The sequence below is a fragment of the Arsenicicoccus sp. UBA6765 genome (assembly GCF_002453335.1).
GTDB classification, from domain to species: Bacteria; Actinomycetota; Actinomycetes; order Actinomycetales; family Dermatophilaceae; genus Arsenicicoccus; species Arsenicicoccus bolidensis.
Map to the genome: position 1 here is coordinate 89,607 of NZ_DKGR01000020.1, position 14,352 is coordinate 103,958.

Consider the following 14,352-nt stretch of genomic DNA (forward strand, 5'->3'; position numbering starts at 1 on the left):
GTCCGGCCTCTAGCCCCGGCCGCCGCGCCGCCGCTCCAGCCAGGGCCCGAACTCCCGCGACAGCGCCTCGCTCCAGGTGGGGATCTCCACGCCCTCCTCCTCGCGCCACCGCCGCCGGGCCAGGGCGCGCGAGCGATAGAGACCCACCAGCCCGATCGCAAAGACCGGCAGCTGCACCGCCATCGCCAGGCGAAAGCCCTCGAGCGTGTAGCGCCCGCCCGACGACGTCGCGTCGAGCACCAGGCCGATCCCGAGGATCGCCAGCAGCGCGCCGGTGAAGGCGCCCATGATCACGACGCCCGTCGCGGCCCCGAGGCGGTGCGAGGGGTTGAAGGTCCGCGCGAAGTCGAACCCGATCGACGACCCCGGACCGCCCGTCGCCAGGCCGACGACGAGCACGACGAGCAGCCACATCGGGGCGTGACCGGGCCACAGCAGCACGGCCACCCACGGCACGACGTTGCAGGCGGTGACCATCAGCGCGAGGTTGGAGCGGCGCAGCGGATGGCGCTGGGTCAGCAGCCCGAGGACGGGGCCGATGCCGAGGCCCAGCACGACGAAGAGCGTGAGCAGCGCGGAGGCGGTCTGCGGCGAGAGACCCTCGCCCTGCACGAGATAGGGGACGCCCCACATCATCGCGAAGACCATCGGCGCGAACCCCGTCACCCAGTGCGTCCACAGACCGAGCCGCGTGCCGGGATGCCGCAGCACGGCGCTGACCTGGCGCAGGATCGGCGGTCGCTCCACGGGCGCGGCGGTGGCGGCGCCGGGTGGGGCGTCGCGCAGCAGGGTCGCCGCCAGCAGGCAGGACGCGGCGGCGATCGCGGCGGCCGTGCCGAACGCCACGGTCCACCCGGGCCCGTGCAGCAGAGCCGACAGGGGGATGGCCGCGAGCACCTGCCCGGCCTGGCCGAGCAGGCCCGTGAGCTGGGTGAACAACGGCACCTGACCCGGGGGGAACCACGCCGGGACGAGCCGTATGACGCTGCCGAAGGTCATCGCGTCGCCGGCGCCGACGAGGACGCGGGCCGCCATACCGGTCGGGACGTCGTCGGCCGTGGCCATCAGGATCTGGCCCACCGCCATGAGGGCCGCGCCGATCGTGACCATCCGCCGCGTCCCGAACCGGTCCAGCGCGATCCCCACCGGCACCTGCAGCCCGGCATAGACCAGCAGCTGCAGCACGACGAACGACGCCACGATGCCCGCGGGCGCGTGAAAGCGGTTGGCCGCGTCGATCCCCGCGACGCCCAAGGAGGTTCGCTGCAGCACGGCCGCGGTGTAGGCAATGACCCCGACGACCCAGACGATCCACCCTCGCGTGCTCACGGGTCCAGTCTCGCCTACGGTCGAAGGCATGACGGACATCCCCGACACCACCGACAGCCGCTCGATGCGCGAGCGCCGCGACGCCGGCGACCCCTATCGCGTGGACGAGGAGCTCGGCGCCGCCATGGAGCGGGCCCAGGCCACCATGCGGCGCGCCAACGCGTGCGAGGACGCCGACGAGCGCCGCCGCCTGCTCGAGGAGCTCCTCGGGTCGTATGCCGAGACCGCCCACCTGCGCGCCCCCGTCTACGTCGACTACGGGGACAACCTGCACGTCGGCGAGGGGACGTTCGCCAACTACGGACTGATGGCCCTGGACGTCGCGGAGATCCGGATCGGCGCCCAGGTGCAGATGGGACCCAACGTCCAGCTCCTGACGCCGACCCACCCCGTCGAGCCGGGTCCCCGCCGCGAGGGCTGGGAGGGCGCGCGCCCCATCACGATCGAGGACAACGTCTGGATCGGGGGCGGCGCGATCGTCCTCGCCGGGGTCACGGTGGGTCGCGACTCGATCGTCGGCGCGGGCGCGGTGGTCACCAAGGACGTGCCCCTCGGCGTCGTCGTCGTGGGCAACCCGGCCCGCGTCGTCCGCGAGCTCTGACCCGACGGGTCACGTGGAACGTTCAAAGATCGCGGTTGCGCACCCAAGATGCCCCGACGGGTCACTTCGGGGCGAGACGAATGGCGGAGCACGCGCCGGGTGACGGTGTGGCATCCGTTCGGCGGCGCGGCGCCGGCATACGGCCTCGATGGTGCACGCTAGGTGACGAACCAGGGCTGCCCGACCACGGACGGCCCTGCTGACGACCTTGATCCCGACGAGAGGCCACGGCACGACGATGGACGCACGACCGACGGACGACCCCGGCACGCCCGGGACGACGGCCGACCCCGCCACCACCGCCCACACCGCCACCACCGACGCGGGCGAGGGCGCCGGAGCCAGCAAGGTCACCAAGCGCCAGGCCCGCGACGACGCGCACGAGGGAAGCCTGCGGCGCGGCGCCCAGATCGCCGACCAGCGCGCGCAGGAGTGGACCCGCCCCGGCGGCATACCTCGGATGCTGGTGATCCTCCTCGGCCTGGCCGCCGCCTGGATCGGCATCCAGGGCATGACGGCCAACAAGGACCTCATCGCGCCGGTCTTCTTCGCGATCAACCTGATGATCGCGGCCTACCCGCTCAAGGGGTGGCTGACGCGCAAGGGCGTGCCCGAGTGGATCGGCTCGATCCTGGCGGGGCTGGTCGTGTTCGCGGTCATCATCGCGTTCTTCTCCGCGCTGGGCTGGTCGATCGCCTCGCTCGTGGCCGAGATCCCGCAGTACAACAGCAAGTTCGAGCAGCTCTACACCCAGTCGCTGGACCAGCTGAGCAGGTTCGGCCTCAGCGAGTCCACGCTGCTCGACCAGCTCAAGGGCATCAACCCGCAGAGCATCATGGGCTATGTCACGACCGTGCTGACCGGTCTGCAGAGCTTCACCGGCCTGCTGGCCGTCATCCTCACCGTCCTGTTCTTCCTGATGATGGACGCGACGGGCTGGGGCAAGCGCATGGACCTCGGGCGCCGGCACCACCCCCGCATCGTCGAGGCGCTCGACGCGTTCGGCGGCGGCGTGCGTCGCTACTGGATCGTGTCGACGGTCTTCGGCCTGATCGTGGCGGCGCTCGACTGGGCCGCGCTGCTCGTGCTCGGCGTCCCGCTGGCCGCGGTGTGGGCCGTGCTGAGCTTCCTCACCAACTACATCCCCAACATCGGCTTCGTCATCGGCCTGATCCCGCCGGCGCTGATGGCGCTGCTGGCCAAGGGCCCCATGACGGCGCTGTGGGTGGTCGTGGCCTATTGCGGGCTCAACTTCGTCGTGCAGTCGATCATCCAGCCGAAGTTCGCCGGCGACGCCGTCGGCGTGACCCCCACGCTGTCTTTCCTGTCGCTGCTGTTCTGGGCGTCCGTGCTCGGGCCGATGGGCGCGATCCTGGCCCTCCCGATGACGCTGCTGATCAAGGCCGTGCTGATCGACTCGGACCCGCAGGCGCGCTGGGCCAATGCCTTCATCGCGGCGAACCCGGCGACCGCCGAGTCGGGGATGGTCAAGGACACGGTCGATCCGGAGAACGAGGACGACGACGCCGTCGCCTGACCCGCCCCCGGCAGAGGCATCAGCCGGGCCTCGTTCAGCAGGCTGATGATCCGCAGGCCGGTCGATCTGTCCGAGCCGATGGACCACGCGCCACTTTGTAGATACGTAGTACCCTCCTCGTGGAGGTGGTTTCATGACTATCGTGAACGCGCGAACGTTCAACCATTCGCCGTCCAAGGTCAAGGCGATGGCCAAGGAGGGTCCGGTCTTCGTGACCGACCGGGGCAACCCGACCCTTGTCGTCCTCAGCATCGACGAGTACGAGCGGTTGTCCGGGGCCGGTAGCGTCCTCGACTCGCTGCGCATGGACGTCGAGGTGGACGTCGAGCCGGTGATCAGCCGGACCCTGGGTGAGGTCCCAGCGCTGTGAGCTTCCTGCTCGACACCAACGTCGTCTGCGAGCTCCGCACGCCTTCTGCCGACGCCGGCGTCGTGACCTGGGCCGCCCAGCTGGCCAGGCGCGACGCCTACCTGAGCGTGGTCACCATCCGCGAGATCGAGGCCGGCATCATCTTGGTCGAACGACGCGAAGAGCGTCAGGGGGCAGTCCTGCGGTCTTGGCTCGAGGAGCGGGTCCTCGTGCAGTATGCCGACCGCCTGCTTCCCGCGGACCTGACGGTCGCCCGGCGTGCGGCGGCTCTGCACGTCCCAGATCCTCGGCCCGAGCGGGATGCGTTGATCGCGGCCACCGCGCTCGTGCACGGGCTGGTGGTCGTCACCCGCAACGTGAGCGACTTCGCCCCCACCGGCGTGGAGGTCCTCGACCCGTGGGGTGCGGCCACCTGAACCAGCGAGTCAGCGCCTGCGCCACGTGCGCCCACTCACGGGCCAGGGGGATGCGCTCCGAGGGTCGACCCGGTGGAGGGCCGGGGCCAGGCGTGGTCAGGCCAGGCGTGGTCAGGCTAGGCGTGGCCGGGGCGGACGAGGCGGAGCGCGAGCGTCGTGAAGTGGTCGGCCACGGCCTGCGCCGTCCACGACCCGTCGTCGCTCCACCAGCGGGCCACGTCAACGCCCAGCGAGATGAGGGCGGTCACCGTCATCCGGGGCTGGTCGGTCTCGAACTCCCCGGACGCCACCCCGGCCTCCACCACCGACCGGAAGACGTCGGTGATCTGGCGGCGGAGGTCCCCGACCTCGGCCAGGTGCTCCGGCGTCAGCGCGTCCAGCTCGTAGTTGACGATCCGCGAGACCGTGTGCCGCTCGGCGTGCGTCAGGACCCAGGCGTGCACGAGCGCCCGCAGCTGCTCGGTGGGGGTCTCGCCTGTCGCGACGGCCTCCCGCGCCAGCCCCAGCACCTCGGCGTGCCCCTCCAGCGAGAGGGCGTGCAGCAGCGACTCCTTGCTGGCGTGGTGGACATAGACGGCCGCCGGGCTCATCCCGGCGGCCGCAGCGATGTCGCGGGTCGTCGTCGCGTGGAAGCCCTTGGCGGCGAAGGACCGCAGCGCCGCGGCCTTGATGCGGTGGCGCGCGTCACGGGTCGGGCCGGGCGGCATACGGATCACCCCTCTCACCTCTTGACCCGGGCCTGGGTCATGGGTGATTCTCTAGCGAGACCATGAACTAAGCAAGCGCTTAGTCAGCCCGTCCCACATGATCCGCCAGCCGAGGAGACGCGATGCAGCGCACCATCTACGACGAGGACCACGAAGCCTTCCGACAGTCCGTCAAGGAGTTCGTGGACCGGACCCTCGCGCCCCGGGCGGAGGAGATGATCCGGGACCACGTCATCGCCCGAGACATCTGGGAGGAGGCCGGGTCCCAGGGCTTCTTCGGCCTCAGCATCCCGGAGGAGTATGGCGGCGCCGGCATCGACGACTACCGCTTCAACGCCGTCTTCGCCGAGGAGATCGGCAGGTTCACCAACGCCGCTGGCTCGTGCTTCGGCATCCACGCCGACATCACCGCCCCCTATCTCGTGCACCTCGGCACCGAGGAGCAGAAGCAGCGGTGGCTGCCCGACGTCGCCGCCGGCAAGAAGATCATGGCCATCGGGATGACCGAGCCCTCCGGCGGCTCCGACCTGGCAGCGCTGAAGTCCACCGCCGTCCGCGACGGCGACGACTGGGTCATCAACGGCTCCAAGACCTTCATCACCAACGGCCACCAGTGCGACCTCGCCGTCGTCGCCGTCCGCACCGACCCCACCAAGGGTGCCAAGGGCATCTCGTTGTTCGTCCTCGAGGCCGGCATGGAGGGCTTCACCAAGGGCAACAAGCTCGACAAGGTCGGCCAGGAGGAGTCCGACACCTCCGAGCTGTTCTTCGAGAACGTCCGCGTCAGCAACGACCACCTCCTCGGGCCCGAGGGGATGGGCTTCATCGAGATGATGAAGCACCTGCCGCAGGAGCGCCTCGGTGCCGCCGTCGGCAACCTCGCCAACGCCCGCCAGATCCTCGCCGAGACGATCCAGTACACCAAGGACCGCAAGGCCTTCGGCCAGCCCATCGGCACCTTCCAGCACAACAAGTTCAAGATCGCCGAGATGGTCACCAAGTGCGAGGTCACCCAGGCCTTCATCGACCAGTGCGTGATCGCGCACTCCGAGGGCACCCTCACGGCCGTGGACGCGGCCAAGGCCAAGTGGTGGGCGAGCGAGGTGCAGTGCGCCGTCCTCGACGAGTGCGTCCAGCTCCACGGAGGCTACGGCTACATGAACGAGTATCGCGTCGCCCGCGCCTGGCGCGACGCCCGCGTCCACAAGATCTGGGCGGGGAGCAACGAGATCATGAAGGAGCTCATCGGGCGGGACCTGGGCCTCTGAGCCTGGCTCTGCACCAGCCTGTATGACGTCCTGGCGTCGCCGGGGTGCGGGCGGGCGGCCTTCCACTCGCCGCTCGTCCCTCGCGGCTCCCGCCAGACCCGCCTGTCCGCCCACCCGCACCCCGGCTCCACCCTCAGCACCCACCCTCTCTACTACGCAGCAGACGACGAAGGAGTCAGGTAGTGAACAGGTTCGACGGCAAGGTCGGGATCGTCACGGGGGCGTCCCGGGGGATCGGGCTGGCCATCGCGCGGCGGCTCGTCGCCGAGGGCGCCAAGGTCGTGATCACGGCCCGCAAGCCCGAGGCGCTCGCCGCCGCGGTGGAGACCATGGGCGGTGAGGAGCACTGCATCGCGGTCGCGGGCAACGCCGGTGACCCCGCCCACCAGGACGAGGCGATCCGGACGGCCGTCGAGCGGTTCGGGGGCCTGGACCTGCTGGTCAACAACACGGGGATCAACCCGGCCTACGGGCCGCTGATGGAGATCGACCTCGACGTCGCGCGCAAGATCCTCGACACCAACGTCGTGGCGGCGCTCTCCTGGGTGCAGAAGGCCTATGCCGTGCGGATGCGCGAGCACGGCGGCTCCGTCGTCAACGTCGGCTCGGTCGCGGGCCTGCGGGCGGCGCCGGGGATCGCGTTCTACGGCGCGAGCAAGGCCGCGCTGCTGCACCTGACCGAGGAGCTCGCCGTCGAGCTCGGGCCCGCCATCAGGGTCAACGCGGTCGCGCCCGCCGTGGTCAAGACCAGGTTCGCCGTCGCGCTCTACGAGGGGCGCGAGGAGAAGGCGTCGCGCGGCTACGCCCTCAAGCGGCTCGGCGAGCCCGAGGACGTCGCGGGGGCCGTGGCCTACCTGCTGTCCGACGACGCCGCGTGGACGACCGGGCACACGATGGTCCTCGACGGCGGCGCCACGCTCATCGACGGCTCGGCGATCGGCGGCTGACCGCGATGGAGGCGTTGCGCGACAAGGGAGTCGTGGTGACCGGAGCGGCCGGGGGCATCGGCCGCGCCATCGCCGAGGCCTGCCTCGCAGCCGGGGCACGCGTGGTCGTCAACGACCTCGACGCCGAGCGGCTGCTGGCGACCGCGACGGAGCTCGGCGCGTATGCCGTGCCCGCCGACGTCTCGACCAACGACGGCATCGCGGCGCTGATCGAGCTCTCGACCGCCCACCTCGGCCGCATCGACGTCTGGGTCGGCAACGCCGGCATCCAGGGCGGCCGCGGTCTGGAGACGCCCGACGAGACCTGGCAGCGCGCCCACGAGGTCCACGTCATGGCGCACGTGCGTGCCGCCCGGCTGCTCGTGCCGGCCTGGCTGGAGGGCCGGGGCGGCCGGTTCGTCGTCACCGCCTCGGCGGCGGGGCTGCTCACGATGATCGGCGCGGCGCCCTACTCCGTCACCAAGCACGGGGCGGTGGCCTTCGCCGAGTGGCTGGCGGCGACCTACGGCCACCGCGGGATCGACGTGCACTGCCTGTGCCCCCAGGGCGTGGACACCGCCATCTATCGCAACGCGGGCGAGGTGCAGGGGCTGCTCGCCGCGGACGGTCTGCTGACCCCCGCCGAGGTCGCCGCTGCGCTCCTCGAGGCGATCGAGCAGGGCCGGCACCAGGTCCTGCCCCACCCCCAGGTCCGGGAGTATGCCGTCGCCCGGGCCACCGACACCGACGCGTGGGTGCGCGGGATGCAGCGCCTGCAGCGCCGGTATGACGCCCCGCCCCGATCCACCGAGGAGAACGCATGAAGGCCTGGACCGTCGCCACCCTGGGCGAGCCCACCGAGGTGCTCGAGCTGAGCGAACGTCCCTCACCCGAGCCCGGCCCCGGGCAGGTGCACGTGCGCGTGCGGGCGACCGCCGCGAACTTCCCCGACGTGCTCATGATCAAGGGCCTCTACCAGGTCAAGCCGCCGCTGCCGTTCGTGCCCGGCGTCGAGATCTGCGGCGACGTCATCGCCGTCGGCGCGGGCGTGCAGCACGTCCGGCCGGGGCAGCGCGTCGCCGGCATGGCCGCCGTCCCGCACGGCGGGTTCGCCGAGGAGGCCCTGCTCGACGCGACCGCCACCATGCCCGTGCCCGACGGCATCTCGGACGAGGCGGCCGCGGCGCTGACCATCGCCTACCAGACCGGGTGGTTCGGCCTGCACCGCCGCGCCCACCTGCAGGAGGGCGAGTGGTTGCTCGTCCACGCCGCCGCGGGTGGGGTCGGCAGCGCCGCCGTGCAGCTGGGCAAGGCCGCCGGTGCCCGGGTCATCGGCGTCGTGGGTGGGCCCGACAAGGCCGAGGTGGCGCGCCGCCTCGGCTGCGACGCCGTCGTCGACCGGCGCTCCGAGGACGTCGTGGCCCGCGTCAAGGAGATCACCGAGGGGCACGGCGCGGACGTCGTCTACGACCCGGTGGGCGGTGCGGCCTACCAGCAGTCCACCAAGTGCATCGCCTTCGAGGGCCGCATCGTCGTGGTCGGGTTCGCCTCCGGCGACATCCCCGCGCCGACGCTCAACCACGCGCTGGTCAAGAACTACGCGATCCTCGGGCTGCACTGGGGGCTCTATGCCACCAAGGACCCCCGCTCGCTGCTCGCCTGCCACCAGGAGCTCGCCCGCCTGCTCGCCGCCGGGGCCATCGCCCCGCTGGTCAGCGAGCGCGTCCCCCTGGAAGACCTGCCCGACGCCCTGTCCCGCCTTGGCGCGGGCGACACCACTGGACGGGTCGTCCTGACCCCCTGAGACTGGCGGTGAGCACGGTGGCCCCCGGCCCCGCGAGCGCCGCACCCGCACGGCCCGACATACGACCACTCGACGAGGAGTCCCCATGACCGCTCAGCCCGACCAGACCAGCACCCAGCGCACCGCCATCGTGACCGGTGCCGCCCGCGGCATCGGTGCCGCGGTCGCCCGCCGGCTCGCCTCCGACGGCATGGCCGTCGCCGTCCTCGACCTCGACGAGGCCGCCTGCCAGGGCGTGGTCGACGAGATCACCGGCGCCGGTGGCCGCGCGCTCGCCGTGGGCGTCGACGTGTCCGACGAGGCCGCCGTCACCGCCGCCGTGGAGCGCGTCGCCGCCGAGCTCGGCGCCCCGACCGTGCTGGTCAACAACGCGGGCATCATCCGCGACAACATGCTCTTCAAGATGAGCGTCGACGACTGGGACTCCGTCATGGGCGTGCACCTGCGCGGCTCGTTCCTGATGACGCGCGCGGCGCAGCGCTACATGACCGAGGCGAAGTACGGCCGCATCGTCAACCTGTCCTCCACCTCAGCGCTCGGCAACCGCGGCCAGGCAAACTACGCCGCGGCCAAGGCGGGCATGCAGGGCTTCACCAAGACCCTGGCCCTCGAGCTCGGCAAGTTCGGCGTGACCGCCAACGCCATCGCCCCCGGCTTCATCGCCACCGACATGACCAAGGCGACGGCCGCGCGCATGGGCATCACCTTCGAGGAGTTCCTCGAGGGTGCCGCGAAGCAGATCCCGGTGGGCCGTGCGGGCCAGCCCGAGGACATCGCCGCCACGGCGTCCTGGCTGTGCGCCGAGGAGTCGGGGTTCGTGAGCGGCCAGGTGATCTACGTGGCCGGCGGGCCGAAGGACTGACCGACAGGCGCAGCCTGATCGGGAACTGACCACTCGACGGGAACTGACCACTCGACGGGTCTGACCGACGAGGAACGAGCAACGGGAGAGGACTGACATGAGGACGTTCAACGGGATCGACGAGGTCGTCGCCGCGACGGGCGAGCACCTCGGCTACAGCGACTGGCACGAGGTGACCCAGCAGCAGGTCGACCTGTTCGCGGAGGCGACGGGCGACCACCAGTGGATCCACGTGGACCCGGAGCGGGCGGCCCGCGAGACGCCGTTCGGCGGGACGATCGCGCACGGCTACCTGACCCTGTCGCTGATCCCCGGGCTGCTGCCCGAGGTCTACGAGGTGCAGGGCATCACGATGGGGATGAACTACGGCGCCAACAAGATTCGCTTCCTCACCCCGGTGCGGGTGGGGTCTCGCGTCCGGGTCGGCATCCAGCTGCAGGAGACGTCGCAGACCAAGGCGGGCCTGCAGATGGTCCTCGCGATGACGGTCGAGATCGAGGGCGCCGACAAGCCCGCGTGCGTGGCCGAGGTCGTCTACCTCCTGGTGCCCTGATGGACGACGCAGCGGCGGCCGCCCGGGCCGAGGTGCCCGGCCTGGACCTGGGCGCCCTGCGCGGCTACCTCGACCGCGAGACCCCGGGCCTGCTCGAGGGTGAGCTGTCGGCCCGGGTGCTGGCGGGTGGCAAGTCCAACCTGACGTATGCCGTCTCCGACGCCTCGGGGGCCACCGTCGTCGTGCGGCGGCCCCCGCTCGGGCACGTCCTCGCGACGGCCCACGACATGGCGCGCGAGCACCGGGTTATCACGGCCCTGCACGACACCGCGGTGCCCGTGCCGGTGACCCACGCGTGCTGCGAGGACGAGGCAGTGATCGGCGCCCCCTTCTACGTCATGGAGCACGTCGCCGGGACGCCATACCGGCAGGCCTCCGAGCTGGTCGCGCTGGGTCCGGAGCGGACCCGCGCGATCAGCGAGCGCATGGTCGACACGCTCGTGGACCTGCACGCCGTCGACCCGCGGGCCGTGGGGCTCGAGGACTTCGGGCGCCCGGAGGGATTCCTCGCCCGGCAGGTCAAGCGGTGGGGCACCCAGCTGGAGGGGTCGCGCTCCCGCGACCTGGCCGGGGCCGACGAGCTGTATGCCGCGCTGACGCGTGGCGTGCCCGCCGACCAGCCGCCGGCGATCGTGCACGGCGACTTCCGCCTCGACAACCTGCTCATCGGCCCCGTCGCCCCCGTCGGCGCCGAGGTCGACGGGAGGGACGAGGTGCGGGCGGTGCTGGACTGGGAGATGGCGACGCTCGGCGACCCGCTCACCGACGTGGGGCTGCTCGCCGTCTATCAGCAGCTGGCGCGGCTCGGGGCGGGTGGCGCCATGATCACCGACGTCTCCGAGGCACCCGGCTACCTGCCGCTGCCCGAGCTGCTGGCCCGCTACGCCGAGCGCAGCGGACGCGACGTGCGCGACCTCGGGTTCTACGTCGCCCTCGCCTATTACAAGCTCGCCGTGATCCTCGAGGGCATCTACTACCGCCACACCCAGGGACAGACCGTGGGCGCGGGCTTCGCCGAGATCGGCGGCTACGTCGAGCCGCTCGTTGCGGGCGGGCTGCGCGCCCTCAAGGAGGAGAGCTGATGGACTTCACGATCGACGCCGCCACGCAGGACTGGATCGACCGGACGCGGGCTTTCCTCGACGAGGAGATCCACCCGGCCCAGGCCGACTTCGCCCGCGAGTGCGGCGAGCTGGGCTGGCACTGGACCGCCTCCCCGACGCTCCAGCGGCTGCAGGCGGAGGCGCGGTCGCGCGGCCTGTGGAACCTCTTCCTCCCCGGTGAGCACGGCGCGGGCCTGACCAACCTGCAGTACGCCCACCTCGCCGAGCTCAGCGGTCACGCGATCGAGCTGGCGCCGCCGGCCATGAACTGCGCGGCCCCCGACACCGGCAATATGGAGGTGCTGGCGCAGTTCGGCTCGCCGGAGCAGCAGGAGCGGTGGTTGAGGCCGCTGCTCGCGGGCGAGATCCGGTCGGGCTTCGCGATGACCGAGCCCGCCGTCGCCTCCTCGGACGCCACCAACATCGAGATGACGATGCGCCGCGAGGGCGACGAGATCGTCATCGACGGCCGCAAGTGGTGGACGACCGGGGCGATGAATCCCGACTGCCAGATCTTCATCGTCATGGGCAAGACCGACCCGGGCGCCGAGCGGCACCGCCAGCAGTCGATGGTGCTGGTGCCGCGCGACGCCCCCGGCCTGACCGTGCAGCGCGGGCTCACCGTCTTCGGCTACGACGACCACGACCACGGCGGGCACGGCGAGCTGGTCTTCGACGGGGTGCGCGTGCCGGCGAGCAACGTGATCGGGAGCGAGGGCATGGGCTTCGCGATCGCCCAGGCCCGCCTCGGACCGGGCCGCATCCACCACTGCATGCGCTCGATCGGCCTCGCGGAGCGGGCGGTGGAGCTCATGTGCGAGCGGGCGTCGGAGCGCGTGGCCTTCGGTCGGCCGTTGGCCGAGCAGGGCGTGATCCGCGACTGGATCGCCGAGTCCCGGGTGCGGATCGAGCAGCTGCGCCTGCTCACCCTCAAGACCGCCTGGCTCATGGACACCGTCGGCAACAAGGGCGCCCACACCGAGATCCAGGCCATCAAGATCGCCACCCCCCGCACCGTGGAGTGGATCCTCGACAAGGCGATGCAGGTGCACGGCGGTGGCGGCATCAGCTCCGACACCCCGCTCGCCCGGATGTTCGCGGGGATCCGGACCCTGCGCTGGGCCGACGGGCCGGACGAGGTGCACAAGAACGCCCTGGCCAAGGCGGAGCTGCGCCGTCACGCGGGTCAGCGGCGGGGTGACACCGCCGGCTGAGGGCAGCCGTCTGCCGTCCAGACGCGGTCCCCGCCGGCGCGCTTGGCGGCATACATCGTCTGGTCGGCGTGGAGCAGGGCCGGCTCCAGGGACGGCGACGTGATGAGCGCGACGCCGACGCTCACCGTCACGGGGGCGAGCGGCTCACCCCGGTGGTCGCGCCACTGCGTGCAGGCCGCCACCGCACGGAAGTCGTCCAGGTCGCGCACCAGGCCGGTCGCGTCCGCACGGGGGTCGGCCTGCTCCGAGCGCGGTAGCCGTATGACGACGAACTCCTCGCCGCCGTACCTCGCCACGAGGTCGTCCGCCGGCAGGTGCGACCGCAGGAGCTGCCCGAAGGCGCGCAGCACCGAGTCGCCCGCGGGGTGGCCGTGGGTGTCGTTGACCTTCTTGAACCCGTCGACGTCGATCATCGCGACCTGCCCCGGCCGCTGCGGCCCGGCGTCCGCGAGCGCGCCATCGGCCACCCCGAGCAGGTGCTGCCGGTTGTGCAGCCCGGTCAGGGTGTCGCGGATGCTGAGCCCGCGGATGCGCTCGTGGGCCGCGCGGAGCTCGGCGAGCGCCTGCTCGAGGCGGTCGGCGCGCGCCGCCTGCCGCTGCCGGTCGCGGCGCAGCTGAGCGGTGCGGTGCCAGACGTCGAGGGCGCGGGCCTTCGCGGAGGCATTCTCCCCGAGCTGGCGGGCGTGCAGGTCCGCGGAGAGCCGGGCCTCGGTGAGCGCGCCGCGCAGGTCCCCGACGGCCTCGAGGCACCGGGACAGGGTGCGGCGGACCATCTGCTCGTCGCAGGCCGGCAGCTGCTCGACGAGGCAGGCCCGCGTCAGCTGGACGCCCCGCTCGGGGTTGCCCTGGCGCAGCGCCAGCTCGGCCAGGGTGCAGGCAGTCGCGCAGCGGGCCTCGAGGGTGGCGATGGTGCTGGGGTCGGGGATGTCGCGCAGCATGCGGGCGGCCCCTCGGTGTCCCCCCGCGCGAGCAGGCTGTCGGCCCGGAAGCACCGCGCCCTGACGTAGCCGTCGCGCCAGCTGCCGCGCAGCAGCCGCAACGCCCGGTCGAGGTAGGCCTGACGGGCGGCCTCGGGCATGCCGAGACGTTCCCCGGCCTCGACGATGTTGAGCAGGATGGTGCCGGTGAGGCCGTCGTCGCCGGCGGTCTCGGCCAGCTCCAGGGCCTCGAGCAGCATGGGGAGCGCCTCGCGGTCGGTGCGGAAGCCCAGGAGGGCGCGGGTCTGCAGGGAGGAGGAGCGCCCGATCTGGCAGCCGACGCGGTCGTAGCCGTCGGACGCCGCGGCGAGGTAGGAGACCGCCGCGTCGTCCTGCTGCAGCACCACCAGGATGTTGCCGATGATCTCCAGGGCGCGGGCATGCCACCGGGTGCCGTCGGGGATGTCGCGCTCGGCCTCCATGGACAGGCACAGGGCGTCGTCCCAGGCGAGGCGCGCCTGCGCCAGCAGGCCGCGCAGCAGGGTGGCGGCCGGGGAGCGTGGGAGCGCCCCCACCGCCCGCGCGAACTCCGTGGGGTGGTCCTGGCGCAGGTCCCAGGCCCGCTCCAGTGCCGGGTCGCCGTCCTCGCTCCCCGCCACACGGCCGGCGACGCCGCACGCGTCGGTCCTGGCCCTCGTGGCGTCTCCGCTCATGCGGCCCATGGTACGCAGGGATACCCCGCGGT

16 protein-coding genes are annotated in these 14,352 nt (G+C 72.1%); 12 read left to right on the forward strand and 4 right to left on the reverse strand.

Translation table 11 applies throughout. The features are described from left to right. Window positions 1-9 precede the first annotated feature (9 nt). The gene (locus B4K29_RS06045; RefSeq protein ID WP_239261814.1) at window positions 10-1,329 is read right to left on the reverse strand and encodes an MFS transporter; all 1,320 of its coding nucleotides are present in this window, start codon (window positions 1,327-1,329) and stop codon (window positions 10-12) included. Between the two features lie 28 nt (window positions 1,330-1,357). On the opposite strand from B4K29_RS06045, the gene B4K29_RS06050 reads away from it, so the two are divergent. The 4 genes from B4K29_RS06050 (at window position 1,358) to B4K29_RS06065 (ending at window position 4,253) form a co-directional block, all read left to right on the forward strand. Continuing rightward, on the forward strand, window positions 1,358-1,930 hold the full coding sequence (locus B4K29_RS06050; RefSeq protein WP_239261816.1) for a sugar O-acetyltransferase: 573 nt from the start codon (window positions 1,358-1,360) through the stop codon (window positions 1,928-1,930). Window positions 1,931-2,168: 238 nt separating this feature from the next. Beyond that, window positions 2,169-3,467: an AI-2E family transporter gene (locus B4K29_RS06055; RefSeq protein WP_019286699.1), complete on the forward strand. Its 1,299-nt coding sequence runs from the start codon at window positions 2,169-2,171 to the stop codon at window positions 3,465-3,467. 133 nt (window positions 3,468-3,600) lie between these two features. Further along, a complete protein-coding gene (locus B4K29_RS06060) occupies window positions 3,601-3,837 on the forward strand; it encodes a type II toxin-antitoxin system Phd/YefM family antitoxin (protein ID WP_286966638.1) in 237 nt (78 codons plus the stop codon). Beyond that, complete coding sequence (locus B4K29_RS06065) at window positions 3,834-4,253, forward strand: type II toxin-antitoxin system VapC family toxin (RefSeq protein ID WP_286966640.1); 420 nt, start codon at window positions 3,834-3,836, stop codon at window positions 4,251-4,253. Before B4K29_RS06060 ends, B4K29_RS06065 begins: the two co-directional genes overlap by 4 nt. A gap of 116 nt (window positions 4,254-4,369) precedes the next feature. Here B4K29_RS06065 and B4K29_RS06070 read toward each other — a convergent pair whose 3' ends face one another. Beyond that, the gene (locus tag B4K29_RS06070; RefSeq protein WP_286966641.1) at window positions 4,370-4,960 is read right to left on the reverse strand and encodes a TetR/AcrR family transcriptional regulator; all 591 of its coding nucleotides are present in this window, start codon (window positions 4,958-4,960) and stop codon (window positions 4,370-4,372) included. 122 nt (window positions 4,961-5,082) lie between these two features. On the opposite strand from B4K29_RS06070, the gene B4K29_RS06075 reads away from it, so the two are divergent. The 8 genes from B4K29_RS06075 to B4K29_RS06110 all read left to right on the forward strand — a co-directional run bounded on the left by B4K29_RS06075 (window position 5,083) and on the right by B4K29_RS06110 (window position 12,690). Next, window positions 5,083-6,228, forward strand: coding sequence for an acyl-CoA dehydrogenase family protein (locus B4K29_RS06075; protein WP_286966643.1), 1,146 nt, complete (start codon window positions 5,083-5,085; stop codon window positions 6,226-6,228). Between the two features lie 182 nt (window positions 6,229-6,410). Then, window positions 6,411-7,175: an SDR family oxidoreductase gene (locus B4K29_RS06080; protein WP_029212306.1), complete on the forward strand. Its 765-nt coding sequence runs from the start codon at window positions 6,411-6,413 to the stop codon at window positions 7,173-7,175. Window positions 7,176-7,180: 5 nt separating this feature from the next. Next, a complete protein-coding gene (locus B4K29_RS06085) occupies window positions 7,181-7,978 on the forward strand; it encodes an SDR family NAD(P)-dependent oxidoreductase (RefSeq protein ID WP_286966645.1) in 798 nt (265 codons plus the stop codon). Then, complete coding sequence (locus B4K29_RS06090) at window positions 7,975-8,958, forward strand: NADPH:quinone oxidoreductase family protein (RefSeq protein ID WP_286966647.1); 984 nt, start codon at window positions 7,975-7,977, stop codon at window positions 8,956-8,958. Before B4K29_RS06085 ends, B4K29_RS06090 begins: the two co-directional genes overlap by 4 nt. A gap of 85 nt (window positions 8,959-9,043) precedes the next feature. Continuing rightward, window positions 9,044-9,820, forward strand: a complete 777-nt coding sequence (gene fabG / locus B4K29_RS06095; RefSeq protein WP_286960802.1) for a 3-oxoacyl-ACP reductase FabG — start codon at window positions 9,044-9,046, stop codon at window positions 9,818-9,820. Between the two features lie 97 nt (window positions 9,821-9,917). Beyond that, window positions 9,918-10,373: a MaoC family dehydratase gene (locus B4K29_RS06100; RefSeq protein ID WP_286966650.1), complete on the forward strand. Its 456-nt coding sequence runs from the start codon at window positions 9,918-9,920 to the stop codon at window positions 10,371-10,373. Further along, on the forward strand, window positions 10,373-11,455 hold the full coding sequence (locus tag B4K29_RS06105) for a phosphotransferase family protein (protein WP_286966652.1): 1,083 nt from the start codon (window positions 10,373-10,375) through the stop codon (window positions 11,453-11,455). The genes B4K29_RS06100 and B4K29_RS06105 overlap by 1 nt, the downstream gene beginning before the upstream one ends. Continuing rightward, complete coding sequence (locus B4K29_RS06110) at window positions 11,455-12,690, forward strand: acyl-CoA dehydrogenase family protein (protein WP_286966653.1); 1,236 nt, start codon at window positions 11,455-11,457, stop codon at window positions 12,688-12,690. The genes B4K29_RS06105 and B4K29_RS06110 overlap by 1 nt, the downstream gene beginning before the upstream one ends. Here the strand turns inward: B4K29_RS06110 and B4K29_RS06115 are convergent. Together B4K29_RS06115 and B4K29_RS06120 are read right to left on the reverse strand one after the other, a co-directional pair. Next, window positions 12,663-13,625, reverse strand: coding sequence for a GGDEF domain-containing protein (locus tag B4K29_RS06115; protein ID WP_286966718.1), 963 nt, complete (start codon window positions 13,623-13,625; stop codon window positions 12,663-12,665). The genes B4K29_RS06110 and B4K29_RS06115 overlap by 28 nt on opposite strands. Then, a complete protein-coding gene (locus tag B4K29_RS06120) occupies window positions 13,508-14,320 on the reverse strand; it encodes a hypothetical protein (protein WP_286966655.1) in 813 nt (270 codons plus the stop codon). The genes B4K29_RS06115 and B4K29_RS06120 overlap by 118 nt, the downstream gene beginning before the upstream one ends. Window positions 14,321-14,352 lie beyond the last annotated feature (32 nt).